A 24249-nucleotide genomic window follows, 5' to 3' on the forward strand; every position below is an offset into this window, starting at 1 on the left:
ATTGGCTCAGCAGGCCCGGGCCCTGGATCCGACGCAGTTGCCGAGGATCGGGGAGAGGGTCCTGGGATTTCTCGACCCGGATGGGACGCTCACCGAGGACGCCGACCGTCAACGTTTGCGTCGTGCGAGTGTGAGCCCGCAACGCTACGACCTGATGTCGACCCTCACGGTCGAGTTCACCCCGGACGCGCGGGCGGCGTTCGACGCCGTCATGGCCAAGCTCGCCCGCCACGGCATGTGCAACCCTGCTGATAAGGAAAGCCCGGGGGTCGACGACGGTCAGTTGCCCCCGGACCTGGTGAAGGCGAGCGCGGCCCGGGACGAGCGCACGAAGGTGCAACGCCAGCACGACGCGTTGCTGGCGGTGCTGCACCCGGACTTCAACCCCGCCAAGCTGGGTTCCCATCGCGGGTTGCCGGTCGCGACGATCCTGACGATGAGCATCGAGGATGTGGAACGTGCCGCCGGGGTGGCGACCCTGGCGACCGGCGGCCAGGTCCCGGTCAAGGATGCGGTGACGCTGGCGGCTCGCCGGTCGAAGACGTTCGTGCTGGTGAAGGACAAGAACGGGATGCCGTTGCATATCGGGGAAGCCCGTTTGGCGAACCCGGCACAACGGTTGGCGTTGATCGCGACCGAACGCGGCTGCACCCGCCCGGGCTGCACGGCACCGTCGAGCATGTGCGCGGTGCATCATGTGACCGAGTTCAGCAAGGGCGGCCGCACCGACATCGAGAACCTGACCTTGGCGTGTGATCACTGCCATGCCTTGGTCAAGGACGGCCCGCGCGGCTGGACGACGATCAAATTGGGTCAGGAGTCGGACTTCCCGGGCCGCACCGCCTGGATCGCCCCGGCCCATGTCGACCCGACCCGGGCTCCGCAGATCAACCACCTCCATCACCCCGGTGAGATGCTGACCGCCGCCCCACCATCGGTGCGGCCCCGCAGTTTCTGTGATCCGGTGCGCCCGCAACCGGTTCAGGACCGGATCGCCCGCCGGACCTCCACACCCCCACCTCGACAATAGGTTTCCCCGCCCCGTGTCACCGACAGGTTGATCCTGTCGGTGCTACAGGCCGTGGCCCGGCCTGGTTCTTCGGGTTTTTGTACAGTCTCTGAAACGGGACCACAGCCAGTCCTCCGGCCGGTACCGCAGCTACTTCCGGTACTGCGGGAGGTAAATCGGGTACTACACCCGACGCCACCAGCACGGCCATCTCGAGCCTTGCTCGCACCCGGAAACCCAACACCCTCTTTCGACGCAAGAAACCCAGGTGCACCGACCTGCCTCGGCATAGAAACCACCCGAAACGGGCACCACACAGCCCTTCTCCTCGACCGCACAGCCTGTGTCCGCACGGCACAGACCTGATAACGGTTGTGCCGCCGAGACACCCGCTGTTCCGTCCCCGGAACCCGACGGTTTCTATGCCGAAACGGTCGGTGCACCTGGGTTTCTTGCATCCGAAGCAGGGTTGGTCTGCGAGAGGGTGCGAGCAAAGCTCGAGATGGCCGTGCTGGGCACGTCAGGAGCCGTACCCAATTTACCTTCCGCGGTTGGGAGGGAATACCTGCGGTTCCAGCTTGGTCGACCGGCTGTGGTGCCGTTCTCGAGAACAAAACCCCAAAGGACAAAGACTAGAACCGAGAGACCGCTGGATTCGGCGTCTCGGGGTTCAACTTCGCCGGGGGCAGTCCCGTCGAGCATGTCGCGGCCGTGGTTGGACAGGTGTAGGAGGTTGGCGCGTTTGTCTGCGGGGTCGGGGCGGCGCTCTACGTGGCCGTGGCGCACCATCTCGTCGACGATCTTGGCTGCGCCCTGTGCGGTGATGCCTAGGCGCTCTCCCAGTTGGCTTGCGGTGAGGGCATTCTCGTCGGGGACGCGGTGGTCGCGCTCGGCCAGGTGGGTGTGCAGGTCACGGACGAAGGCTTGATACGCCTGTCCGAGCATGACCGCCGTCGGCTTGGCCGCACCCAGTCGTGGTTCCACCGAGAACAGCGCATGGCGACTCACCATCAAACCGGGCGTGGACGCGCCGCCGCACGCCCTGACCCGCGAGGAGATCTTCATTGCGCTGTCCGGCACGATGACCGTCACCATGGGTGGCGAAGTCCTCACGGTGGCAGCGGGAGACGCTCTCATCGTGCCCGCACACGAGTCGTTCGCCATGTCCAATCCGAGCGATGAGCCGTTCGAGGCGATTGTGGTGCTGCCGGTCGGCGGGCAGGGACTCATTCCCGGTCAGCCGCCGGTTGTCGCACCCTGGGCACGTTGATCCGCAGTCGGGTTCGGTGGTGCCGAAGTGGCGAGGTGTTCCGGGCCGAACCAGCACGGGATTACCTCGCGGACAAAGGAACTGATGCACTCGACGGTCGGGCCGGAGAGGATTTCGCCGACGAAGTAGATTCCGCCCCGGCCCTGGATCTCCGATATCCGCTCGAACCAGCCTTCGCGGATCGCGGCGACGCTGGGGTAGGCGGGCCAGTCGGCGATGGTTTCGGAGATGAGCTCCGGGTCGTCGAACAGGAACAGGCTCTCCTTCGCGAGAGTCCAGGCCTTGGCGTCCGATATCGAGGTGTCGGAATTGCTGAAGCAGATCCAGTACGGCCCGGGGTGTTGCTTGTTGGCGGCGGTGATGCGATGCATGGCCTGTTCCGGATCGGAGTCGGTGTAGCTGCCATAGGGCTCGAGCAGCCAGAACCCCAGGGGTTCGGCGGAATTGGGCCGCCGTGGGAAGGTGATGATCTCCTCCCGGGCCTTGATCAGGTAGCTGCGGGTCCAGGTGCGGGGGCAGTTTCGCTCGGCGAAGAGTTCGTGAATATCCCCGGCGGGGAAGATGTTCCGAATCTGTGCGGGACGGGCTGTCACCACCACGGATGAATACATCGTGCGGTGGTACTTGCCGCCTGCCGTGTAGGTGACCCGAACGCCCTCTGTCGGAACAGGTTCGATCGAGGTCACTCTGCTGCCGACGCTGACTTCGAGTCGGCAATCGTCGACAACCTGCCGCATGAAGCTGATGAATCCGCGCCGGAAGCCCACGGTCACCGGCCTGCGTGAGCTCATCTGCGCGCGCAGCGACTGCGGCATTCGCTCCAGCAACGACTGCCGCTGCGCCGGATAGAGCGACAGCATCATCTTCGCCAACTGCGAAACATGGCCGGAGATATGCGCATTGATATTGATGATGGTTTCGGCGGGCTGTCGCGGTCGGCGCATATTCGCGTACAGCGTCAGGCCCTGCAGGATCTCACCGGCCAGTGGACTGTGGCGCGCCCGGTACGTCTCCCAGGTCTCGCCGGGGATCCGATCGAAGGCCAATCCGCTGAGTCCGGGTCCCCGCCTGTCCCGGACTGCTCCCTCGATAATGTTCCATGCTTCGGCCAGCTGATCGGCCGCCTGCTCGGGTGTCAGGGTCCGGAACAGCGGCACGAAGTGTGGCGGCACGGTCAATCCCGGTTTGCCGGAATCGGTTTCGGCAACGAAGTGCAATGCTTCGACCTGCGTCTCCGTGGGATGCTTTCTCATCAACTCATCGATGGCGGTTCCTGTCGCATCCTCGCCGAAGTCCTGCTGAATGATGAGATGCGCTTGGAAATCATAGATTTCACCTTCCACTTCAACGGTTTCGCAGTAGCCGCCGAGCTGCGCGCCGGCTTCGAGGATGTCGATGTTCCGATAGCCGAGGTCGCGTAGTTTCGCGGCCGCGAGGATGCCGCTCTGTCCGGCGCCTACGACGCATATGGCTGCGGTGAGATCCATCGGGACTCCTTCGGATGGTCGCGAAGGCGGGTGATGGTCACGAGTATGCGGGGGCGGGGTTACGCGGGCGGCCCGAATGTGGCAACGTATCGCCCCGGTGAGTGGAACGTGTTCTATATCTGATGTGGTTCCCCGCCCTATGGTGCAGGTGATCGGCGTGAGAAGTCACTTCGCCGTCTTTTGGGAAGGAGTGTCCGGATGGACATCACTGCCGCGGTCGCGCGTGGAGCGCAAGTGCCGCTCGCGTTCGAAACCATCACCCTCGAGGAGCCTCGGGCGGATGAGGTCGTGGTGCGCATTGTCGCCACGGGTGTATGCCACACCGACCTGGTGACCAAGAGCGTCTTCCCGGCCGAGCTGCCGATTGTCCTGGGCCACGAAGGCTCGGGCATTGTCGAGCAGATCGGCTCGGCGGTGACCGATGTGAAGGTCGGCGATCACGTACTGCTGACCTACGGCAGCTGTGGCACGTGCACCCAGTGCAGCACCGGCGCGCCCTCGTACTGCGAGCAGTTCGTCATGCTGAACACCTCGGGCGGCCGCACCGACTTCACCTCGCCGCTGAGCATCGGTGGCGAGCGGGTCATGGGTGCGTTCTTCGGCCAGTCCAGCTTCGCCACCCACGTGCTGGTCGGCCGCCGCAATGTGGTGGTGGTGGACGACGACGTGGATCTGGTCGCCTGCGCCCCGTTCGGCTGCGGTGTGCAGACCGGGGCCGGCGCGGTCGCCAATGTGATGCGCCCGGCCCCGCACGAGTCCATCGTGATCTTCGGCGCCGGTGGTGTCGGCATGTCGGCGCTGCTGGCCGCACGTGCGCTCGGCGTCGAGAATGTGGTCGCCGTGGACCTGTCGGCCGAAAGGCTGGCTGTGGCAAAGGAACTGGGCGCGTCGACGGTGATCGACGGTGCGGCCGAAGACGTTGTCGCCCAGGTACAGGCCGCCACCGGTGGTGGCGCGACCTTCGCGCTGGACACCACCGCGGCAAACCCGGTGATCGCCAACGCACTGCTTGCCCTCGCGCCGCGTGGAACGCTGGTCCTGGTCGGCCTCGGCGAGGCCGCCATGGAATTCGAGATCGGTCACCTCACCGGCAATGGTAAGGCCGTCCGCGGTTGCATCGAAGGTAGTTGCGACCCACAGGAATTCATCCCGCAGCTGATCGAATGGCATCGCGCGGGCAAGTTCCCGATCGAGAAGATCTCCCGGCAGTACCCGTTCTCCGAAATCAATACGGCAATGCACGACGCCGAGATCGGCGCGACCATCAAGCCGATTCTGGTGCTCCCGACCGCCGACTGAGCGCACCAGCTCGCAAACCCGTGCCACCAGGTCGTGGAGTGGGCTCGGGAGCAGGCGGAGCGCCTGGTTGGCGAGCTGGGCCGGTGACCACGACCACCGATCCGCTGCCGTCGAGTTTCATCGAATCACCTCGCGACGGCGCGCCACCATCCGCAACCCATGCTTGGGCCGCAGGGTCAAAGTAGCCTCCGGTTCGACCGGGAATCCGGGCACCAGATCGAAAACATAGTGCTGACTCCACATTGCGGTGATCAGCACGGCCTCCATGAGTGCGAAACTCGAGCCGATGCAGATCCTCCGGCCGCCGCCGAACGGCAGGTACGCCGAACGTGGGCGGCCCTTGCCCGCGCCGGGCAGGAAGCGGGCCGGGTCGAACTGCTCCGGTTCCGGCCACCATCGCTCGTCGTGGTGGATGAAGTGCGAGGGCACGATGACCGTGGTGCCGCGGCGAATGTGATGGCCGTCGATGACATCGTCCGCGATGGCGACCCGCGGAATTGTCCACGCGGGGGAGAAGTACCGCATTGCCTCCTGTAGGCAGGCCGAGGTCCACAGTAGTTTCGGCAGGTCCTCGACGGTCGGGGTGCGGCCCTGCAGGACGGTGTCGACCTCCGCCAGCATGCGGTCACGGGCTTCGCTATTGAGCGCCAGCAGGTACCACATCCATGACAGCGCATTGGCGGTGGTTTCGTGGCCGGCGAGCATGAAGGTGAGCGCCTCGTCCCGGACGCGCTTGAGTGGCAGTGTCCCTTCCGCATCGGCGGCGGTGAGTAGGTGATTCAGCAGATCCGGACTGTCGGTGGGGTTTTCGTAGCGCTCGGTCACCACGCGCCATACCTCGGCGTCGAGGGTGCGCACGATGCGCTGGATCTTGCGCAGCGGGGGCGGCAGGGGAATCGGCGTGAACGCGACCCGAGCTGTGGCCCGCCACAATGACTTCGGTGGCGCGGCGACCACGAACAGCCGCTCCAGCCGCTCGGCGAAGCGCAGTCCGCCGGTGACCAGGCCCGACATCCGTTGCGCGATATGGCCGAACTGCTGTCCGAACAGTGCGCTACCGACGACGTTCAGGGTCAGCTGCACCATCTCGCCGACCATGTCGATCTCGGCGCGGGCGGGTCCGGTGCCGAGCGCTGCGACACTCTCCGCGATGGGCTCGACCATCAGATCGATCAATCCGTTCAGATGTCGTCTGGCGAACATCGGGTTGAGCATGGTGCGATGTCGCTGCCAGGATTCGCCCTCATCGGTGAAGAGGCTGATGCCGAGGATCGCGCGCAGCATCTCGTATTCGAATGCCTTCTCGTACTTGAGGCGACCCGCGTGCAATATGTGATCGACGTAATCGGGATGGTTCAGTACCGCATACCGCCGTGTCCCCGCCCGGAATCGCAGCAGATCGGTGTCTTTGACCCCGCCGAAGATCCCGGCTCGGATATCCAGTCCGACGGTCAAGGCCTCTATCGTCGCCGTCGAAGTGCGGGTGCGTTTGCTCGGACGTGTCGAACGATAGTGCTGCTCAGCAGCTTCGGGCATGAGCGTAGACATACCGGACCCTCCTTGGGTCGACACCGCATCGTGTCGCTCGCGCTCAACTGGTGACGACTGTCACCAATGACTGCGCATGTCACCAGTTTGTGAGCGGCCCCCGACCTTGTCAAGATGGAACAGTGTCGACACCGAAGACGTGGGGCGGGCGTAGCGCCGTAGAGCGCCGTACCGAGCGCAGGCAGCGCCTGATCACCGCCGCCCTGGAGATCTGGCGCGAAAACGGCTGGCCCGCAGTCACAATTCGCGCGGTGTGCGCCCGCACCTCGCTGAACGACCGCTACTTCTACGAGACCTTCACCGACCGCGACGAACTGCTCGGGGCGGCATGGGAATCGGTCCGCGACGATATGCTCGAAGCCCTCGCCACCGCCTTCGAAGACAACCTCGACCGCCCGCTGCACGAAATCGTCCGCATCGCAGCCACAGTCGTCACCGATCGTATGTCCGCTGACCCCGCCTACAGCAGAATCCTGCTCCTGCACCACGCCGGGAGCCCTGCCCTCGAAGCGTGCCGAGTGAGCGCCATGCGCCTCACCGCCGGTCTCGTAGTAGCCGGCGCCCTCCGCGTCCTCGGCCCCGCCGCCGACGAACGCGCACTCCACATGGACGCCATCATCGGTGTGGGTGGCTTCGTGGAACTCATCACGGCCTGGCAATCCGGCCTACTCGACTGCACCGCCTCCGAAATCGTCGACCACACAGTTCGTCTGGTCTCCACCTTCAGCCTCGACCACGCAGCTGCTTTCGCGCGCCGGGAGGCTGCTGTCGACAAGTAGGAATTTCTGACGACGAAGAACCGTATCGGCGCGCTCGCGCGCTTACGGGTGCAGCCGCCGCATGTAGTTCTCATAGACCGTCGCGAAGCCGTCCTGGTCGAATTCGATATCGGCGCTGAAGTCGTCGGAGCTGTAGCCGACCACGCCCTCGCCGCGTGGGAGATAGCGCTGGGCGGCGAGGCGGGCAGTCAGTTGCGGGACACTGACATAACGCATGGTGTAGTCGTGCGGGGCGGCATCCGGCAGCAAAAGCCCGTGGCGCAGCACGGGCAGCGAGTTGAAGAACACTGAATGCTGCAGATCGAAGAAGTCGGCCCCGTCGAGGCGATGATGCACAGCCCCGTCACCGATATCGACGATCAGCTCTGAACCGTCGAGCTCCCACCGCAATTCGTAGACCAAACCGATCTGAGTCCCGCGAGCACGATCCAGGCTCTCCACCTGAACGATCTCCATACGCGGCTCGTCGACTCCCTGCCAAACGAATGTTCGCACGCCCCTGAGACTACCGAGATTCCAGGCAGCCTACCGAGGTTCCAGCCGCGATATTGTCACCCACCTGATATCCGGCGGCGGCTTCGAGGGTTGTTTCTATTGTTTCCCAAGGGATTCCGGCGGGCAGGACGATCATCTGGATATCGACATCGGATGCCCAGGCGTCGAGTTTGTCGCGCAACTGGGTGGGCGTTCCGTGCGCTGTCAACGCGTCCAGCGCAGGTTCCGCCTCGGGTGGTACGACGGATCGTGTCGGACTGGGTCGCGGGTTGGCCGTTCGAATGGCCTGCACGGCTTCTCCGTATCCCTGGTCCGCGATGAGCTCTGCGTAGCCGTCGCCCATGGCGCAGATGTACCAGGCGAGGCAGCTGGCGGCGATGTTCCGGGCTATCTGCGGGTCGGCGTCGGCGACCGTGAACGGTCCGGTGGCGACGGTGACCGGGGCACGGCCCGAACGCAGGCGCTGTATCTCGCCGGCTCGCTCGCGCAGCCGTTCCTGGGTGAGAAACAGCGGGTACCAACCGTCGGCGTGCTCGGCGACCACCCGCGTTGCCAGCAGCAAAGTGGCGTCGTAGGCCCAGCCTTCGGCGAGCGAGAAGACTTCGTATCCGAGCTCCTCGGCCCGCAATGCGGTCGCGACAATGACGTCTCGACGGGTCTCCATCGGCGTGAACGCGACGCCGAGGCGGTGCGCGCTCACAGTGAAATCCACACGGCGCGTGCGGCGGCCATGAGCTCGCCATCGGCCGCGTACAGGGCGGCACCGGCCTTGATCTTGCGGCCGTCGCGCTCGCGGGCCCAACCCACCACTTGGCAGAACTCGTTCGCGATCGGCTGCCGATAGACCGCTGCCGTCATTCGGCCGAGCACTGCCACACCACCTTGCGGTAGCCGATCGAACGCCGCCCACCCGCTCGGGCAATCGAGCGCAGCCCAGACGAACTCGGGCCGCACGAGGCCGTCGTCGCCGGTCAGGGACCCGTCCGGCGTCCAATGATCGGCGAGCACATCGCGGCCGGGCACCCGCTGGGTAAAGATCCGCAGACCGTCACCGGGTGCGCGATCGGGTCCGCAGGTGAAACACGTGCGGAACGGGTGTCCACGGCCGGCGAAGATTGGCGGCTCATCGAAATCGAATCCGACCACGACGGGCTCCAGATCGTCGAAGTCATTCGCGGCGGGCTCGGCGACGGCGACCGTGCGGCCCTCCTGATCGGTCAGCGTGTACCGGTCGTCCGCGGATTCGGTCCGGAGCGGCACCTCCAGCGGCGGTGGACGGCGCAGCGTCACCTCGACCGTTTCGCTCGGCGCGAGCTGCGCCAGCACGCCGGATGCGTAGCCGCCGTTGGCGGTGCCGGGCGGTCCGTTGAAGCGTGCGGGAAACGTGAGAGCCATACCCACTAGAACGACCCGTCACGTGCTTCGGTTCGATGAGGTTGCCCGGCGTACCGAACGGGGTAGGACGAGCTCCTCGTACTGCCTTGCGGCGCAAGCCTTTCGAGTATGGCGACCTGATCCCGGCGAGCTTCGATGCCTATACGGGTTGCGAGTGTTTATCAGCCGGCTACCTCGTAGATGTTCGTGGTGGCGTGCTCGACGAGCTGTTGCACTGCGGCTCTGGTGTTTTCGATCAAGGGAAGGTGTGCGCGGGCCTGCTCGAATTCTTCCTTGCCGGCCCAATGCATGTGGTTGATCACCTGGGTGCCGTCGAGGCTGCGCAGCAGATTGATCGAGCGAAGTCCCGGCACTGTTGCCTGGTCGCCCGCCGATCGGATGGTATCGATCAGCGTCTGCTGGTTCTCGGGTCGGACGGTGAGCACGATGAGTACGAACAGGCCCGGGTTCTCGGTGGGGATGAGGTTCACGATGACGCTCCTGGTGTCCGAAGTGAGCACAGTTGTAGACGGGCTGGTCTGAACTCGACGGGATGCTCACCTCGGAGGAGCTCGCGCAGCTCACCGGTGACGAGGTGCCCGGGGCCGAACTGGCTCCAATTCCGTTCGAGCCGTACGACTCCGCGCTCTTCGACGTGCTGGCGGTTGACGGTCGCGCCACCACCGCCCAGCTGGCGGAGGCCGCCGGGATCAGCGAGGGGCGGGCGGCGCGGCGTCTGGCTGTGCTGATCCGGAGTCGGACACTCGTCATCGATCTTGATCTGGCGCACGAGGTCTTCGGCGTCACCGTCGGGGCTCAGATCTATTTCGCCGTCGCTCCGGCACGCTTGCACGAGGTCGGCGAGGCGCTGGCCCGGCTGCCGGAAGTGGGGTTCGTCGCCGCGATGTCGGGACGGCACAATCTGATGGCGTCGGTGGCCTGCCGCGACCTCGCCCACCTCTACGAGTTCATGACCGGAGACAACGGGACGCTCGACGCCATTGTGTCGATGGAGGTTGTGCCACTCGCCCGCATGGTCAAACAGTCAGGTGGGCTGATTGTCGACGGGCGGCTTATCGATCCGGCATAAATACGGTTCATTGTCGATTTCGGGGGCAATCCGACCACAGACGCCTGTCCCGAAGCTGCGGACTCGGGGCGGCACAGCGCAATTCTGGCGTCGGGAGATCTGAGGAGGTCATCGTGAACCCTGCAGGCCATGACGAGTCGTACGTACAGAGTGTGCCCGAACCCATTCCGATGGAGCCGGCGATCGAATCAGCGCCCCCTATCGAACCTCCGATCGAAACAACGCCGCCTGCTCGGATCAATCGGACGCGAGCCGGGAGTGTGTGGGCGAGCTTGAGCGTCGGCGGCGTATTTCTGGTGGTGCTGCTGATATTCGTCGTGCAGAACACGACCAGCACGCGGATCGGATTCCTCGGGTGGCATTTCGCGCTGCCGGTCGGGGTCACGATCCTGGTCGCCGCAGTCGTGGGACTGCTGGTCATGGCCATCGCCGGGGGAGTGCGGATCATCCAGCTGCGCACCGCGTTTACGCGCTTGGCGCGCGGCCACAAACCCGGCGCCCTCCACGACTAGACCTGGCGAGCGCTGGTGCGGTGTCGTACGGTTGAGCCCGGCCGGGCGAAGCGAAATGGGTCATGATGACGGCGATTACGAACCTGATGAAGGGCCAGAACGGGCCGGTGACGGTCGGCGATGTGGTGATCTGGGTCCAGATCGCCGCGCCTGCTGATCTTTCCGCGCTGCTGGTCACCGAGAGCGGGAAGGTGCGATCCGATGCGGATTTCGTCTTCTTCAACCAGCCCAGCGGTCCTGGAGTGACTTTGCAGCCGGGCGCACCCGGGCAGCTTGCCTCGCTGCGGGTATCGCTGGCCGCGGTCCCCGCTGAGATCGCGCAGATCCGAGCCGTTGTCACCCTCGATGGTCCCGGCAGCAGTTTCGGCGCTATTCCGGCGCCGATCGCGTATGTCTCCGACGTAGCGGGAAATCCGTTGTACGGGTACCGGATCGACGGGCTGTCCAGTGAATCCATTGTTATTGCGCTGGAACTGTATCGGCGGATGGGCGACTGGAAGGTGCGTGCGGTCGGCCAGGGATACGCGGGTGGATTCGCCGCGCTGGTCACCGATCACGGGGTGCGGGTCGATGACGAGGTGACGCCCGCGCCGCAACCGCAGTTCCAGCCGCCGCCACCGCCGCAGCAGTTTCAATCCCCACCGCCACCGCCTCGGCAGTTCCAGTCGCCACCGCCGCAGCAGTTTCAGCCCGCGCCCCAACAGTTTCGGCCTGCGCCGCCGCCCCAACAGTTCCAGTCGCCGCCCCCGCCGTTCCCGCCCCCGTCGCAACAGCCGCCGGTGCGGTCGGTGGCGGGTGAGGAGAAGTTGTCGCTGGAGAAGCGGCAGACGCTGAACATGCGTAAGCAAGAGGTCGCGAAGGTACTGCTCACCAAGGGCGCCAACGGTATTCGCGCGCGCGTTGTGCTGGTCATCGACAAGACCGGCAGTATGTCGCGGGAGTACGCATCGGGTGTGGTGCACCGGGTGGTGGAACGCATGGTTCCGGTTGCGACCCAGCTCGATGACGACGGCCAGCTCGAGCCCTACCTGTACGGCAAGAGCTTCGCAAAACTGCCGAATGTGACCGTTGCCGACGCCGACGCCTGGTGCGAGACCTTTATCCATATGTCCGGCAAGCACGGCGGAATCAATTACAGCAAGATCGGTGGCGTCAATGACGAGCTGCCGATCATGGAAGCGGTCATGAAGTCGCTGCGCCCCGGCGACGCACCGACTTTGGTGCTGTTCTTCACCGACGGCGGCTTCTCCAAGCGGACGCAGATCGCCGCCCTGATGCGCGAGGCGTCGAGGTACCCGGTGTTCTGGCAGTTCATCGGCCTCGGGCACAGCGGATTCGGAATACTGCACGAGCTCGACACTCTCGACGGGCGCATGGTCGACAATGCGGGCTTCTTCGCCATCGGTGATATCGACCGCATGACCGACGCCGAGCTGTACGCCCAGTTGCTCAACGAATTCCCCGACTGGATGCGCGCCGCGCGGGCGGCGAACATCCTGCGCTGACCATACTGATCGGCCGAGTTTTCGAGGTTGCGCTGCGGTCTACCCGGGTTTACCGCACACTGAGCTCCTGGTAAACGCTGTGAGGGCGGCGTTTTTCACGCGGGAGTGCGCATGACCGAAATTCAGCACCGATCCGACGACGAACGCAGACTTGCCGAGCTCGGCTATAAACAGGAATTGGCCCGGTCCTGGTCCGGATTCTCCAATTTCGCCATCAGTTTCACCGTTGTCTCCATCCTGACCGGCGGGCTCGCCAGCTACGGCATCGGACTGGCCAACGGCGGACCCATCACCATGGCCTGGGGCTGGCCCCTGGTATCGGTGATGGTGCTGTTCGTGGGCTTGGCCATGGCCGAATTGGCCTCGGCGTACCCGACCTCCGGCGGCCTCTACTGGTGGGCCTCGGAGCTGGGCGGACCGATCTGGGGCTGGTTCACCGGCTGGTTCAACCTCATCGGGCAGATCGCGGTGACCGCCGCAATCGATTACGGCGCAGCCATTTTCACCACCGTGGTGCTCAATGTCATCGGTCTCGACATCGGAACCGACCGCACCGCAATCTTTTTGGTCTTCGCGGCCATCCTGGTACTGCACGCGGTGCTGAACGCCATCGGCCCGCATCTGTCCGCGGTGATCAACAATGTCTCCGCCTGGTGGCACGTGGGTGGTGTCGCGGTCTTCGTGCTGGTGCTCGGGATCGGCGCGCAGCACCATCAGAGCATCGGGTTCGTGTTCACCAAGACCGTCGACAACAGTGCGGTCGGATTCGGCGGCGTCGCCTTCAGCTTCCTGCTGGGACTGCTGCACGCGCAGTACACCTTCACCGGGTACGACGCGTCCGCGCATATGTCGGAGGAGACGCACGACGCCTCCCGGACCGCGGCGAAGGGGATCATCAATACCATCGTCGTCTCGGCGGTCGCCGGCTATCTGCTGATCATGGCGGTGACGTTCGCGATTCCGAATCTCGACGACTCGCTCGACCCGACGAAGAACAGCGGCTACCCGGTCATCTACATCCTGCAGAACTCGCTGAACTCGTTCTGGTCCGGTCTGCTGATGATCATCGCCGCCGCTGCGCAGCTGTTCTGCGGATACGCCTCGGTCACCTCGGCGTCCCGGATGCTGTTCGCCTTCGCCCGCGACGGTGCGGTGCCGGGATCGGCGCTCTGGTCCAAGCTTTCGGCGCGCCGGGTGCCGGTGAACGCGGTCCTGTTCATCTCGGTGTTCGCATTCATACTGCTGATTCCGTCGATGCTGGTGCCCGCGGTCAATGCCCCGACGGCGTATGCCGCGGCCACCTCCGTCGCCACCATCGGCCTCTATATCGCCTACGGCATCCCGATCCTGCTGCGTCAACTACACGGCAACCGATTCCACACCGGCCCTTGGCAACTCGGCCGCTGGTATCGCCCGATCGGCATTATCGCGATCATCTGGATCGTGTTCATCAGCCTGCTGTTCATTCTGCCCACGGATGACCACGGCTATCCGTGGGTCGACGGATTCACTTGGAACGCAGTCAATTACGCACCCATCACGCTGGTCGGCGTCGTCGGAGCCATTGCCATCTGGTGGTTCGTCTCGGCCCGGAAGCGGTTCACCGGGCCCAAACGCAATGTCGCGGAACCGCCGGAGGCCGAAGCCCCCGTCGGCGCCTGAACGAGGTCTACAGCGGGGTCACATACGCGCCGGAGATTCCGCCGTCCACGAGGAACTGCGATGCGGTAATGAAGGAGGAGTCGTCGCTGGCGAGAAACGCTACGGCAGCGGCGATTTCCTCCGGTTCGGCAAAGCGCCCGGTGGGGATATGGACCAGCCGGCGAGCGGCGCGCTCCGGATCCTTGGCGAACAATTCCTGCAGCAGCGGGGTGTTCACCGGCCCGGGGCACAGCGCATTGACGCGGATTCCCTGGCGCGCGAACTGCACGCCCAGCTCGCGGCTCATGGCCAGCACACCGCCCTTGGATGCGGTGTAGGAGATCTGCGAGGTGGCCGCGCCCATGACCGCCACGAAGGACGCGGTATTGATGACCGACCCCTTACCGCGCTCGAGCATGTGCCCGATGGCGTACTTGCTGCACAGGTAGACCGAGGTCAGATTCACCTCCTGCACGCGCCGCCAGGCATCGATTCCGGTGGTGAGGATCGAATCATCGTCGGGCGGTGAGATTCCCGCATTATTGAAGGCGATATCCAGGCCGCCGTAGGTGTCGACCGCCGTCTGGAAGAGCGCCTGGACCTGAGTTTCGTCGGTGACGTCGACCTTCACATACCGCCCGCCGACTGCCGCCGCGGCGGCCTCACCGGAGGCGGCATCGATATCGGCGACAACAACTTTCGCGCCCTCCTGGGCGAAACGCTTGGCGGTGGCGAGGCCGATGCCGCTGCCGCCGCCGGTGACGACTGCTACTCGATCCTGTAAGCGCTGCAACATATCTCCTCTGATCGGATGGCAGTGGTGGTACTACTCGGTGGCGATGAAGACGTTCTTGGTCTCGGTAAAGGCGCGGGCAGCATCGGGCCCGAGTTCGCGGCCCAGTCCGGATTGTTTGTAGCCGCCGAACGGAGTCCAATACCGCACGGAGGAATGCGAATTCACCGACAGGTTCCCGGCCTCGACGCCCCGGGCGACACGCAGCGCCCGGCCGACATCGGAGGTCCAAATGGAGCCGGACAGACCGTATTCGGTGTCATTCGCGATACGCAGGGCGTCGGCCTCATCGTCGAACGGCAGCACCGCCACCACCGGCCCGAACACTTCTTCGGTCAGGACCCGGTCGTCAGCCCCGGAGGGCAGCACAACCGTTGGCGGGAACCAGAATCCGGGTCCGTCCGGCCGGGTTCCGGTGAACGCTACCTTCGTCGACGGCTCCAGGAATTCGGCGACCCGTTCGCGGTGCGCCGCTGAGATCAGCGGGCCCATCTCGGTGGCCTCATCGGCGGGATCGCCGACCTTCACGCCCTGCACCGCTGGTTCCAGCAGTTCGAGGAATCGGTCGAAAACACTGCGCTGCACCAGTATCCGTGAGCGCGCACAGCAGTCCTGCCCGGCATTGTCGAATACGCCGTAGGGCGCGGTCGCAGCGGCCTTCTCCAGATCCGAGTCGGCGAACACGATATTGGCGCTCTTGCCGCCCAATTCGAGCGTCACTCGCTTCACCTGCTCGGCGCAGCCCGCCATGATCTGGCGGCCCACTTCGGTGGAACCGGTGAACACCACCTTGCGCACCGCGGGATGGGTGACGAACCGCGCGCCGACGACGGACCCCTTGCCCGGTATCACCTGAAAAACATGCTCCGGCAGTCCCGCTTGCAGAGCCAGCTCACCAAGCCTGATGGCGGTAAGCGGCGTGAGATCAGCCGGTTTCAACACCACCGTGTTGCCGGCGGCAAGCGCGGGCCCGAAGCCCCACGCCGCGATCGGCATCGGAAAGTTCCACGGCACGATGATCCCGACAACCCCGAGCGGCTCGTGGAAGGTGATGTCGACACCACCGGCGACCGGAATCTGATTGCCCAGCAATCGTTCCGGCAGCCCCGCGCTGTAGTGCAGCACATCGCGAACATTGCCCGCCTCCCAGCGCGCATTGCCGATGGTGTGTCCCGAATTCTTCACCTCGAGCTGCGCCAGGTTCTCGAGATCGGCATCGACGGCGTCGGCGAATCGGCGCAGCAGCCGCGCCCGATCTCCCGGTGCGACATCCCGCCAGCCCGGCGCGGCGCGCTGTGCCCGCGCTATGGCGGCATCCGTCGCGGCCTCATCGGCCAATTCCACTGTCGCCACGACCTTTTCGGTCGCGGGGTTGACGACCTGGGTTGTTGTCACCGGCTGCGCTCCTTTCCGTACAGTGCCGCCTGCTCCACCAGAGCCCGCATGAGCCGGTGGTCGGTCGCATTCGCTTCCGGATGCCATTGCACGCCGACCAGAAATGGTCCGCTGCCGGTCTCCGCTGCTTCGATGGTGCCGTCCGCGGCGTGCGCCGTCGCCGTGAGACCGGATGCCAGCGTGTCGATGGCTTGGTGGTGATGGCAGTGCGCCTGCACCTCGGCTCCGACGATGGCCGCCACCTGGCTGCCCGCGACGGTCCGGATGGTGGTGACCGAGAAGACACCCGGGCCGCCGCTATGTTCGGTGTGCCCGAGCACGTCCGGAAGGTGTTGCAGCAGTGTGCCGCCCAGCGCGACATTCACCAATTGCAGTCCGCGGCAGATCGCCAGCACCGGAATGCCCGCGGCCCGGGCCAGCTCGAAGAGCGCGAATTCGGATTCGTCGCGGTCCGGCCGGGTTGCGCGCGTTTCGGAATGCGGCGGGCTGCCGTAGCGTGCCGGCTCGAGATCGGCGCCGCCGGTCAGCACCAGTCCGTCCAGCCGATCCACCAATTCAGCGCCTGGAGTTTCGGTGGGCGGGAGCAATACCGGCACCCCACCGGCACGTGCCGTCATGTCGACATAGGTGCGCGGCAGCACCGCGCTGTCGACATCCCACGTGCCGAACCGCGTTCGTTCGGAATACGTGGGCAGCCCGATAATGGGCCGCCGCACCACCTCAGAGTCGTTCGAATCCACGCACGCGCTCCCAATCGGTCACCGCGGCGTCGTAGGCGTCGAGTTCGACCTGTGCGGCATTCCGGTAGTGCCGCACCACATCTTCACCGAAGGCCGCCTGCGCGATCTTACTGTCGCCGAACAACTGGGCGGCGTCGCGCAGCGTGTGTGGCACCCGGGGGCGGTGCGAGCGATAGGCATTGCCGTGGAACTCCGGCTCCAGCGGCAGCCGATGCTCGATACCGTGCAATCCGGCGGCGATCGTGGCGGCCACGGCGAGATACGGATTCACATCCCCGCCGGGCACCCGGTTCTCGAACCGCAGCGACGGGCCGTGACCGACCACCCGCAATGCGCAGGTCCGATTGTCCCGACCCCATGCGAGCGCCGTCGGTGCGAAGCTACCCGCCTGGAACCGCTTGTAGGAGTTGATGTTCGGAGCGAGCATGTAGCTCAGTTCGCGCAGGCAGTCCAGCTGCCCGGCAAGGAAATGCCGCATCAGCGTGGACTGGTCGCCCGTGCTGTCGGCGAAGACCGGCTCACCCGCCTCATTGCGCAGGCTGAGGTGGATGTGGCACGAATTGCCTTCACGCTCATTGTATTTCGCCATGAAGGTGATGCTGCGCCCCTCCTGTGCCGCGATCTCCTTGGCCCCGGTCTTGTAGATGCTGTGGTTATCGCACGTCACCAGCGCCTCGTCGTAGCGGAACGCGATCTCGTGCTGCCCCGGATTGCATTCGCCCTTAGCCGACTCGACATACATTCCCGCACCGGTCATCTCATTGCGAATGCGCCGCAGCAGCGGTTCGATGCGGGCCGTGCCGAGCATCGAATAGTCGACGTTGTACTGGTTGGCGGGCGTCAGTTCGCGGTATCCGCCGCGGAACGCCGCCTCGTAACTGTCGTCGAAGACCAGGAATTCGAGTTCCGTCCCGACATAGGCCTGCAATCCGTGCGCGGCCAGCCGGTCCAGCTGGGCGCGCAGCACCTGCCGCGGTGAGGCCACCACGGGCTCACCCGCCGGATCCACCTGCTCCACATCGCACAGCACCAGCGCGGTCCCCGGCAACCACGGCACCAGCCTGAGCGTGCTGAGGTCGGGCCGCAGCACGAAGTCTCCGTACCCGGTGTCCCATGAGGACATCGCGTACCCCTCGACCGTCGTCATCTCGACGTCCACCGCCAGCAGATAGTCGCAGGCCTCGGTCGCCTGATCGAGCACCTCTTCGACGAAATACCTTGCCGAACAACGCTTCCCCTGTAGCCGCCCCTGCATATCGGTCATGGCGACCAGGACGGTATCCAGCGTCCCCGCCTCAACCTGCTTCACCAATTCCGCAACACTGAGCATCCCGGTACGCATCACGAACCCCTCTCGGCATCAACCTGCTCACGCTAAGCGAACCGAGCCCCCGCGCGTGCCCGAACACGCAATGAGATCGCACCCGTCATGGGCGATATGTCGATCAGGCGAGACCGCGCTCCCGCAGCAGGTCGATGACCTTGGTTTCGTTGAGGTCGCCGTGGCCGGCGTCGACGAGGCGGGTGAAGATGCCGAACGCGGTGTGGCCGAGGGCGGCCGGGGCATTCAGGGTGTCGGCCAGTTCGACGCCGATACGGGTGTCCTTCAGGCGCAGGGCGGCGGTGAAGGCGATATCGCGGTCATGGACGCCGTCGAGCATGAGACGGCTGACGCGCACCACGGTGGGACTGGCGGCGCCACTTGTGGCGAGGGTGTCCACGACGGTGGTCAGGTCCAGCCCGGCTCGCTCGGCGATACGCAGGGCTTCGGCGGTCGCGGCGATCTGGACGGAGCCGAGCAGGTTCTGCACGAGCTTGTACGCGGTACCGGCACCGACCTCGCCGAAGTGAACAATATTGGTGCACAAGGGGTTCAACAGTGGGCGAACGGCTTCGAGATCGGCCGGGGAGGCACCGACGAACAACGTCAATTCGCCGGCCGCGGCGGCCTCCGGGAGCCCCGTCACCGGTGAGTCGAGGTACCGGAGACCCTGCGCTGCGGCATGTTTCGCCAATTCCAGCACCCACGGCCGGGAGATCGTCGAGCATTCGATCGCGAACGCGCCCGGCACCGGGTTCCCGGCCAAAGCGCCGTCTTCCCCGAGCCAGACCGCGCGTGAGGCATCGTCATCGGCCACCATCGTGAATATCGCCTCGGCCTGCGCGGCCGCAAGACGCGGTGTCGTTGCCAGGATGGCCCCTGCCGCAACGAGTTCCGCCGCCTTCTCCGGCGACCGATTGAACACGGTCACCTCATGTCCGGCAGCCACCATCCGCGCGGCCATCCCCAGCCCCATACGGCCCACACCAAGAAACGCTATCTTCGCCACCCCGGCACCCTACCGAGTCGCGGTTACCGAAGATGATCTTGAATCTGAAACTCGGTACGAGGAGTGCATCGCCGCGATCTCACCCGGTGGGACCACCCGCGGCCTCCCGTCGCACGGTCTCGGCAATGCCGGAAAGTGCCGTGCCGAGGTGGCGGCGCTGAATGGTGGTCAGCGGATCGAATACGAGTCGGCGCACTTGCGCGACATGCCCCGGCGCGCTGTCGACCACTTTCTGCCGGCCACTATCGGTCAGCGTGGCCAGGGTATAGCGGCCGTCGCTCGGGTCGATGCGGCGAACAATCCACCCCCGCGCCTCGAAGCGGTCCATCAGCTTCGACAGCCGGGGGAGCGTGCTGTCACAGCCCCGGGCCAGCTCGCTGAGCCGCATGGTGGCCTGATCGGTCATCGACAACCGGGCGAGCACGCTGTACTCGAAATTCGAGATGCCCGCGTCGTGCTGCAACTGCCGGTCCAGGGCCGCGGGCAGGGCGATTACGACGGTGAGAAGGTCCTGCCAGAGTTCCTGCTGCTCGGCGTCGAGCCACAGCGTCGGTTCGTCCATGCGGTCCACTTTACTTGCCCGGGCAACAAATATCTATTGCCTAGGCAAGTGAAAGTGGTCTACCTTTGAGTTGCTCAGGCAAGTCAATCCCGACCTCGAGGACTACTCAGTGATCAAGCTCAGCATCTTCCTGACCCGGCGCGCAGACCTCACCCACACGGAGTTCGTGGACTACTGGACGCAGCAGCACACCCCGCTGATCGCGAGCCTGCCCGGCGGCGAAGTCCCGGTCCGGCGCTACGTCCAGCTCCTGCCCACCGACGACGAGATCCCCGGCATCAACACCGCTGTCTACGACGGTGTCGCCGAGGTGTGGGTCGACGACATCGCCGACGCCGCCCGCTGGTTCACCTCCGACACCTACACCACGACCATCGCCGCGGACGAGGAGAAGTTCATCGACCGCTCGAAGACCCGCTTCCTCTACACCACCGAGAGCCCCATCTTCGGCTGACCGCCACTGCCGACGACGACTTCCCCTCCGTAAGGAACGAAACGCCATGTCCAACCCGAACATCCCGGCCGGGGCCTACGACGATCACCTCGCCCGGGTTCTCCCTCGGGCCCGCGAACAGCGGCTCTGGGCCCCGGCCGATGGGACGTTGCCCAGCCTGTTCGTCAGCCACGGAGCGCCCTTCACCCTCGACGACCCGCAATGGCTCGGCGACCTGTTCACGTGGGCGCAGTCCCTGCCCAAACCGAAAGCCATCGTGATCATTTCAGCGCACTGGGAGGACGCGCCCGCCGCGATTTCGAGCGCTGCGGCGGGCACCCCGCTCTACTACGACTTCAGCGGCTTCCACCCTCGCTACAAGACGCTGCCCTACGCGACCCCGGACGCGACCGACCTCGCACGTCGGCTCGTGGCCACGCTCGGTCCGGCAAGCGCGGTGCATGAGCACCCGGACAGAGGTCTCGACCACGGGGCTTTCATCCCGCTCATGGCCATGTATCCCGCGGCCGACGTTCCGGTCGTCCAGCTGTCGATGCCCAGTCTCGAGCCCGCTGCCTTGCTCGAGTTCGGGGCACGTCTGCGACCCCTGCGTGACGAAGGCATCCTGATCATCGGCTCGGGCTTCATGACCCACAGCTTCGCGGTCTTCCGACGTCCGGACCTGGCCGCATACACCGAAGCCTTCGATGAGTGGGCCGCCGACGCGCTCGAGCGGGGCGATGTCGATGCCCTCACCGACTACCGGCGCAAGGCGCCCGGCGCCTCGGTCGCCCACCCGACGGCCGACCACTATGTGCCCCTGCTGGCCGCGGTCGGCGCCGCGAGCGATCCCGGCAGCGCCATCAGCACGATCGACCGCATGATCATGGGCAATTCCACCCGATCGGTCCAAATGAACTGAGGGACAAGCTTTCTGACCCTCTGCACCGCACCCGGTGCGATATTCACCCAGCGGTGTCGGATGCCGATGTCGACCGGTGCTGGGTGAGGTTGTCCATGATCAAGCCGAGGGTGAACTCGAACCGGTCGTGTCCCGTGCCGGAGGTCAGCTCAGCGGCATAGCGCCGGGTCTGCGGAAACGTGTCGTCCGGCAGCGCGGTGAACCGGTGCAGCAGCTCCTCGCGGCCGAGGACCCATTCCTGGTCCGGGTGTTTCCGCCGTTGCTGGACCAGTGACTGCTCCAGGGCGTAGGCGCTGACGTAGAGGGACATGGCGTCGAGCACCCAGGCGGCGGTCTGGGGCTCGATTTCGCCGGCGAGCAGGATCGCGAAGAGCCCTTCGCCCACCCGCAGCGCGTCGAGATTGGTGGGGACTATGGCCAGCGCGGCACGGGAGATTCCGGGATATTTCAGGTACTGGTCGCGAATTTGCGCGTACACGTCGAGGATCTGCTTCCGCCAGATGGCCGGGTCCGGTTCGGGCAGCACGATCTGGGAGCAGAGCCAGCCGATGAGCAGATCGTCGATGTCATCTTTATTGACGATGTGCGCATACAGCGACGACGGCCCGGTGCCGAGTACCGCGGCGACTCGCCGGATGGTCAGCGCTTCGTAGCCCTCGGCGGCCACGACCTGCAGGGCGGCGTCGGTTATCCGGTCGACCGTGATGGGCTTCTTGCGTGGTGACGACGCTGCGGGGTCCTCAGTGGATTGCGCGTGGCGAGTTGCTCGGCGTTGTCGGGGATCGGACGGCATAGCGATCACTCTAGCTTGACACGAACTAAGTTCGCCATGTAGAACTATGTTCATAAGCACGAACTAAGTTCGTACCTGCTTGGTTCATGTGTACACCGCTCAGGGGATCTGGGCGGCGTCCGGAAAATCTGTTCAGGAGGCGTGATGCGAGTTTCCGTTGTCGGAGCCGGTCTGGGAGGTCTGTGCCTGGCGCAGGGCCTGCGTGGCGCCGGGATCGAGGCCGCCGTGTACGAGCGGGACCCGGCGATCACCGCACGGTTCCAGGGCTACCGGCTCGTGCTGAACCCGGTGGGGTTCGAAGCACTGCGCGGCTGCCTGCCGCCACGCTGGTACCCGCTGCTGGACGAGATCGTCGATAACGCCCATGTCCAGCCGCTGATCCTGGACTCGCAGCTGAATCAGATCGGCGAGCTCGGCCCCGCCAAGTCCGGGATCGTGGTCGACCGGGACGTGCTCCGGCACCTGCTGCTGACCGGACTCACCGTGCACACCGGGGCCGCACTGACCGGCTACGACGTGCTGGCCGATGGCAAGGTCGAGGCCCGGTTCGCGCACGGCGACCCGGCCGTCGCCGACCTGCTCGTCGGGGCGGACGGGGTCGGCTCCGCGGTCCGTGCGGCGTTGTCGCCGCTGACCACCCCGACCGACACCGGTGTCCGGTTCGTTATCGGCCGCACGCCGCTGACCGAGCAGTTCGCCGGACTGGAACGGGCTTTCGGCTCGAAGATCACCGGGGACGGGGTGAGCCTGCTGCTCGGAGCGATGCGTTTCCGCACTCCGCCGAAGGAAGCGGCCGAGCAACTTGCGCCCGAGGTGACTCTGCCCGATGTCCGTGACTACGTGCGCTGGGCCATGATCCTGCCGCCGAACGGCTCGCTCGGCGCTTCGACTCCGCAGGAGGCGGCGCTGTCGAGGATGGCGGGCTGGCATCCGGACCTGCAGGCGCTCATCGAGCAGTCCGACCCGGACAACAGCACCCTGCTGTCCATCCGGGTGGTCGAGCCCCGGGAGCGCTGGGCGCCCGGTCCGGTCACGCTGCTCGGCGACGCCATCCACGCCACCTCCCCGACCGGTGGCAACGGCGCGAACACTGCCCTACGCGATGCGGACCTGTTGCGCCGCTGCCTGATCGAGGCCGCCGAGGGCCGCCAGGACCTCCTCGGCGCGGTCGATGACTACGAGCGGCAGATGTTCGCGTACGGCGCCGAGGCCGTACGTCACAGCCTCGCCGCGCTACCCGCCTTCGTCCCGAATCCGACCTGACAACGCGCGTCCCGAGGTGCTGGCCGGCAACTGGATCAAGGCACGGTGGCGTGCCCGGCGACCGCGGCCGCCCACAGCGCCACTGCGAGCAGCGCGGAGGCGATGTGGGTGCCGATCAGCAGTCGACGCAGATCCACTCGGTCGGCGACGACGCCGCCCCAGGGCCCCAGCAGCAAGGGCGGCAGCCCGCCCGCGGCCGGCACCAGGCCCAGCGAGGCCGGTGAACCGGTCAGCCGCAGTACCAGCCAGCCGACTGCGGTCATCTGTACGAAAGTGCCACTGGCCGAGGCGATCTGCCCGGCGAAGTACCACCGGAAAGGTTGTGATCGCAAGGCTCGGAAAGCATTCGTCCGGCCGGCCGCCGAAGATGTTCGCCCGGAGCGGCTTCAGGTACTACCGCCAAACCGTCACGGTCCATGACATCCCGGTTTCTGCTCGAAGCCGCCGTGCCAGGTTCTCCTCGAGCACCGAGCTTCCAGAATCACAGCACGGCCGCCCGCTGTCGAACGGGGCAAGCTCCGGAGCCCTCGGCAATAGGTGTAGCTTGGAGGTGTCTGCACCGTATGTCTACGGCGTAGACCTACCAAAGAGGTGAGGCAGTTGTCGTCAAACGAACAGGTCACCCCCATCGACGTTGCGCCGCTCGAATTCTCTTGTGCGGCATGCCCGCACGACCGGGAAGCCCATGCCGGCGTCGGAATCCGGTTCTGCTCCGCAACCGCGACGAGCGGGCTGGACAGAGGCTGCGTCTGCGTCCTCCCGGCCGAGCACGAAAAGACCTACTACCGGCGATAGGAAAGCACGCGAATGACAACTAAATCGCCTTATGAGATTCGGGTCGAGCGGGTCCGCGACACCGTGCGGAAGCACTCCGCGCTCGACGACAAAACCGCGACCGACCTCGCGGTGCAGGTATTGCACGCGCTCGACACGATCCCCGAGAAAGTGCGCTGACAACAGCGCCGGACGCCCCCGCCGAGGCCGAAAGGCCTCGGTGAAATATGGTCGG

The 24249-nt window shown here is 65.5% G+C and carries 27 protein-coding genes and 1 pseudogene; 13 read left to right on the top strand and 15 right to left on the bottom strand.

Annotated features, from left to right (window positions below; genetic code table 11):
• Positions 1-1030 (top strand): HNH endonuclease signature motif containing protein (locus tag JWN03_RS07745; protein ID WP_297611827.1); only part of this gene is annotated, 1030 nt, incomplete at its 5' end.
• Positions 1031-1429: 399 nt separating this feature from the next.
• Here JWN03_RS07745 and JWN03_RS07750 read toward each other — a convergent pair.
• Positions 1430-1954 carry a MarR family winged helix-turn-helix transcriptional regulator gene (locus JWN03_RS07750; protein ID WP_297611830.1) on the bottom strand — a complete coding sequence of 175 codons (525 nt, stop codon included), beginning with the start codon at positions 1952-1954 and terminating at the stop codon, positions 1430-1432.
• Here JWN03_RS07750 and JWN03_RS07755 point away from each other — a divergent pair.
• Positions 1953-2279 carry a cupin domain-containing protein gene (locus JWN03_RS07755; RefSeq protein WP_297611833.1) on the top strand — a complete coding sequence of 109 codons (327 nt, stop codon included), beginning with the start codon at positions 1953-1955 and terminating at the stop codon, positions 2277-2279. The two genes, JWN03_RS07750 and JWN03_RS07755, sit on opposite strands and share 2 nt — an antisense overlap.
• Here JWN03_RS07755 and JWN03_RS07760 read toward each other — a convergent pair.
• Complete coding sequence (locus JWN03_RS07760; protein ID WP_297611836.1) at positions 2246-3766, bottom strand: NAD(P)/FAD-dependent oxidoreductase; 1521 nt, start codon at positions 3764-3766, stop codon at positions 2246-2248. The genes JWN03_RS07755 and JWN03_RS07760 overlap by 34 nt on opposite strands.
• A gap of 198 nt (positions 3767-3964) precedes the next feature.
• On the opposite strand from JWN03_RS07760, the gene JWN03_RS07765 reads away from it, so the two are divergent.
• Positions 3965-5065, top strand: coding sequence for an NAD(P)-dependent alcohol dehydrogenase (locus JWN03_RS07765; RefSeq protein WP_297611838.1), 1101 nt, complete (start codon positions 3965-3967; stop codon positions 5063-5065).
• Positions 5066-5182: 117 nt separating this feature from the next.
• Here JWN03_RS07765 and JWN03_RS07770 read toward each other — a convergent pair whose 3' ends face one another.
• A complete protein-coding gene (locus JWN03_RS07770) occupies positions 5183-6613 on the bottom strand; it encodes a cytochrome P450 (protein WP_297611841.1) in 1431 nt (476 codons plus the stop codon).
• A 122-nt stretch (positions 6614-6735) separates the two neighbouring features.
• On the opposite strand from JWN03_RS07770, the gene JWN03_RS07775 reads away from it, so the two are divergent.
• On the top strand, positions 6736-7392 hold the full coding sequence (locus tag JWN03_RS07775) for a TetR/AcrR family transcriptional regulator (RefSeq protein ID WP_297611844.1): 657 nt from the start codon (positions 6736-6738) through the stop codon (positions 7390-7392).
• Between the two features lie 42 nt (positions 7393-7434).
• On the opposite strand, the gene JWN03_RS07780 is transcribed toward JWN03_RS07775, so the two are convergent.
• The 4 genes from JWN03_RS07780 to JWN03_RS07795 form a co-directional block, all read right to left on the bottom strand.
• A complete protein-coding gene (locus JWN03_RS07780) occupies positions 7435-7887 on the bottom strand; it encodes a putative glycolipid-binding domain-containing protein (protein ID WP_297611847.1) in 453 nt (150 codons plus the stop codon).
• A gap of 10 nt (positions 7888-7897) precedes the next feature.
• A complete protein-coding gene (locus JWN03_RS07785; RefSeq protein ID WP_297611850.1) occupies positions 7898-8587 on the bottom strand; it encodes an LLM class flavin-dependent oxidoreductase in 690 nt (229 codons plus the stop codon).
• On the bottom strand, positions 8584-9282 hold the full coding sequence (locus JWN03_RS07790) for a hypothetical protein (protein WP_297611854.1): 699 nt from the start codon (positions 9280-9282) through the stop codon (positions 8584-8586). Before JWN03_RS07790 ends, JWN03_RS07785 begins: the two co-directional genes overlap by 4 nt.
• Positions 9283-9443: 161 nt before the next feature.
• Positions 9444-9752, bottom strand: coding sequence for an antibiotic biosynthesis monooxygenase family protein (locus tag JWN03_RS07795; RefSeq protein WP_297611857.1), 309 nt, complete (start codon positions 9750-9752; stop codon positions 9444-9446).
• A 62-nt stretch (positions 9753-9814) separates the two neighbouring features.
• Between JWN03_RS07795 and JWN03_RS07800 the strand changes: the two genes are divergently transcribed.
• From JWN03_RS07800 to JWN03_RS07815, 4 genes are all read left to right on the top strand, one after another.
• Positions 9815-10351 (top strand): Lrp/AsnC family transcriptional regulator, encoded by a 537-nt coding sequence (locus JWN03_RS07800; RefSeq protein ID WP_297611860.1) that lies wholly within the window; start codon positions 9815-9817, stop codon positions 10349-10351.
• A gap of 113 nt (positions 10352-10464) precedes the next feature.
• The gene (locus JWN03_RS07805) at positions 10465-10863 is read left to right on the top strand and encodes a LapA family protein (RefSeq protein WP_297611862.1); all 399 of its coding nucleotides are present in this window, start codon (positions 10465-10467) and stop codon (positions 10861-10863) included.
• Positions 10864-10928: 65 nt separating this feature from the next.
• Positions 10929-12368 carry a vWA domain-containing protein gene (locus JWN03_RS07810; RefSeq protein WP_297611866.1) on the top strand — a complete coding sequence of 480 codons (1440 nt, stop codon included), beginning with the start codon at positions 10929-10931 and terminating at the stop codon, positions 12366-12368.
• A gap of 111 nt (positions 12369-12479) precedes the next feature.
• Entirely contained in the window at positions 12480-14030 is a 1551-nt protein-coding gene (locus tag JWN03_RS07815; RefSeq protein WP_297611869.1) for an amino acid permease, read from the top strand.
• Between the two features lie 7 nt (positions 14031-14037).
• Here the strand turns inward: JWN03_RS07815 and JWN03_RS07820 are convergent, their stop codons facing one another.
• From JWN03_RS07820 to JWN03_RS07845, 6 genes are all read right to left on the bottom strand, one after another.
• On the bottom strand, positions 14038-14805 hold the full coding sequence (locus JWN03_RS07820; protein ID WP_297611872.1) for a 3-oxoacyl-ACP reductase: 768 nt from the start codon (positions 14803-14805) through the stop codon (positions 14038-14040).
• 30 nt (positions 14806-14835) lie between these two features.
• Complete coding sequence (locus JWN03_RS07825; protein WP_297611876.1) at positions 14836-16197, bottom strand: aldehyde dehydrogenase family protein; 1362 nt, start codon at positions 16195-16197, stop codon at positions 14836-14838.
• The gene (locus JWN03_RS07830; protein ID WP_297611879.1) at positions 16194-16937 is read right to left on the bottom strand and encodes a gamma-glutamyl-gamma-aminobutyrate hydrolase family protein; all 744 of its coding nucleotides are present in this window, start codon (positions 16935-16937) and stop codon (positions 16194-16196) included. Before JWN03_RS07830 ends, JWN03_RS07825 begins: the two co-directional genes overlap by 4 nt.
• Positions 16918-18279 (bottom strand): glutamine synthetase family protein, encoded by a 1362-nt coding sequence (locus JWN03_RS07835; protein ID WP_297611882.1) that lies wholly within the window; start codon positions 18277-18279, stop codon positions 16918-16920. Before JWN03_RS07835 ends, JWN03_RS07830 begins: the two co-directional genes overlap by 20 nt.
• A gap of 103 nt (positions 18280-18382) precedes the next feature.
• On the bottom strand, positions 18383-19267 hold the full coding sequence (locus tag JWN03_RS07840; protein WP_297611885.1) for an NAD(P)-dependent oxidoreductase: 885 nt from the start codon (positions 19265-19267) through the stop codon (positions 18383-18385).
• A gap of 79 nt (positions 19268-19346) precedes the next feature.
• The gene (locus JWN03_RS07845) at positions 19347-19829 is read right to left on the bottom strand and encodes a MarR family winged helix-turn-helix transcriptional regulator (protein WP_297611888.1); all 483 of its coding nucleotides are present in this window, start codon (positions 19827-19829) and stop codon (positions 19347-19349) included.
• 109 nt (positions 19830-19938) lie between these two features.
• On the opposite strand from JWN03_RS07845, the gene JWN03_RS07850 reads away from it, so the two are divergent.
• Together JWN03_RS07850 and JWN03_RS07855 are read left to right on the top strand one after the other, a co-directional pair.
• Positions 19939-20283, top strand: coding sequence for an EthD domain-containing protein (locus JWN03_RS07850; RefSeq protein ID WP_297611891.1), 345 nt, complete (start codon positions 19939-19941; stop codon positions 20281-20283).
• Between the two features lie 46 nt (positions 20284-20329).
• Positions 20330-21184 carry a DODA-type extradiol aromatic ring-opening family dioxygenase gene (locus JWN03_RS07855; protein WP_297611894.1) on the top strand — a complete coding sequence of 285 codons (855 nt, stop codon included), beginning with the start codon at positions 20330-20332 and terminating at the stop codon, positions 21182-21184.
• Positions 21185-21227: 43 nt separating this feature from the next.
• Here the strand turns inward: JWN03_RS07855 and JWN03_RS07860 are convergent, their stop codons facing one another.
• Positions 21228-21977, bottom strand: a complete 750-nt coding sequence (locus JWN03_RS07860) for a TetR/AcrR family transcriptional regulator (RefSeq protein WP_297611897.1) — start codon at positions 21975-21977, stop codon at positions 21228-21230.
• Positions 21978-22121: 144 nt separating this feature from the next.
• Between JWN03_RS07860 and JWN03_RS07865 the strand changes: the two genes are divergently transcribed.
• Positions 22122-23240, top strand: coding sequence for an FAD-dependent oxidoreductase (locus JWN03_RS07865; protein WP_297611900.1), 1119 nt, complete (start codon positions 22122-22124; stop codon positions 23238-23240).
• Between the two features lie 35 nt (positions 23241-23275).
• Here the strand turns inward: JWN03_RS07865 and JWN03_RS07870 are convergent.
• A pseudogene (locus JWN03_RS07870) lies at positions 23276-23575 on the bottom strand (MFS transporter); the annotation flags it as partial.
• A 256-nt stretch (positions 23576-23831) separates the two neighbouring features.
• Here JWN03_RS07870 and JWN03_RS45435 point away from each other — a divergent pair.
• Entirely contained in the window at positions 23832-24035 is a 204-nt protein-coding gene (locus tag JWN03_RS45435) for an RGCVC family protein (protein ID WP_366914374.1), read from the top strand.
• Positions 24036-24047: 12 nt separating this feature from the next.
• Positions 24048-24194: a DUF6307 family protein gene (locus tag JWN03_RS07875; protein WP_297611903.1), complete on the top strand. Its 147-nt coding sequence runs from the start codon at positions 24048-24050 to the stop codon at positions 24192-24194.
• Positions 24195-24249: the final 55 nt, after the last annotated feature.

Origin of the sequence: Nocardia sp., from assembly GCF_025465275.1 — a bacterium.
Taxonomy (GTDB): Bacteria; Actinomycetota; Actinomycetes; order Mycobacteriales; family Mycobacteriaceae; genus Nocardia.

Excerpts from the sequence above, each read along its gene's own strand:
- JWN03_RS07860 (WP_297611897.1), bottom strand. The coding sequence starts at position 21,977 with ATGCCGTCCGATCCCCGACAACGCCGAGCAACTCGCCACGCGCAATCC.
- JWN03_RS07800 (WP_297611860.1), top strand. The coding sequence starts at position 9,815 with ATGCTCACCTCGGAGGAGCTCGCGCAGCTCACCGGTGACGAGGTGCCC.
- JWN03_RS07820 (WP_297611872.1), bottom strand. The coding sequence starts at position 14,805 with ATGTTGCAGCGCTTACAGGATCGAGTAGCAGTCGTCACCGGCGGCGGC.
- JWN03_RS07770 (WP_297611841.1), bottom strand. The coding sequence starts at position 6,613 with ATGTCTACGCTCATGCCCGAAGCTGCTGAGCAGCACTATCGTTCGACA.
- JWN03_RS07760 (WP_297611836.1), bottom strand. The coding sequence starts at position 3,766 with ATGGATCTCACCGCAGCCATATGCGTCGTAGGCGCCGGACAGAGCGGC.
- JWN03_RS07750 (WP_297611830.1), bottom strand. The coding sequence starts at position 1,954 with ATGCTCGGACAGGCGTATCAAGCCTTCGTCCGTGACCTGCACACCCAC.
- JWN03_RS07815 (WP_297611869.1), top strand. The coding sequence starts at position 12,480 with ATGACCGAAATTCAGCACCGATCCGACGACGAACGCAGACTTGCCGAG.
- JWN03_RS07845 (WP_297611888.1), bottom strand. The coding sequence starts at position 19,829 with ATGGACGAACCGACGCTGTGGCTCGACGCCGAGCAGCAGGAACTCTGG.
- JWN03_RS07855 (WP_297611894.1), top strand. The coding sequence starts at position 20,330 with ATGTCCAACCCGAACATCCCGGCCGGGGCCTACGACGATCACCTCGCC.
- JWN03_RS07810 (WP_297611866.1), top strand. The coding sequence starts at position 10,929 with ATGACGGCGATTACGAACCTGATGAAGGGCCAGAACGGGCCGGTGACG.
- JWN03_RS07755 (WP_297611833.1), top strand. The coding sequence starts at position 1,953 with ATGACCGCCGTCGGCTTGGCCGCACCCAGTCGTGGTTCCACCGAGAAC.
- JWN03_RS07865 (WP_297611900.1), top strand. The coding sequence starts at position 22,122 with ATGCGAGTTTCCGTTGTCGGAGCCGGTCTGGGAGGTCTGTGCCTGGCG.
- JWN03_RS07835 (WP_297611882.1), bottom strand. The coding sequence starts at position 18,279 with ATGCGTACCGGGATGCTCAGTGTTGCGGAATTGGTGAAGCAGGTTGAG.
- JWN03_RS07875 (WP_297611903.1), top strand. The coding sequence starts at position 24,048 with ATGACAACTAAATCGCCTTATGAGATTCGGGTCGAGCGGGTCCGCGAC.
- JWN03_RS07765 (WP_297611838.1), top strand. The coding sequence starts at position 3,965 with ATGGACATCACTGCCGCGGTCGCGCGTGGAGCGCAAGTGCCGCTCGCG.
- JWN03_RS07790 (WP_297611854.1), bottom strand. The coding sequence starts at position 9,282 with ATGGCTCTCACGTTTCCCGCACGCTTCAACGGACCGCCCGGCACCGCC.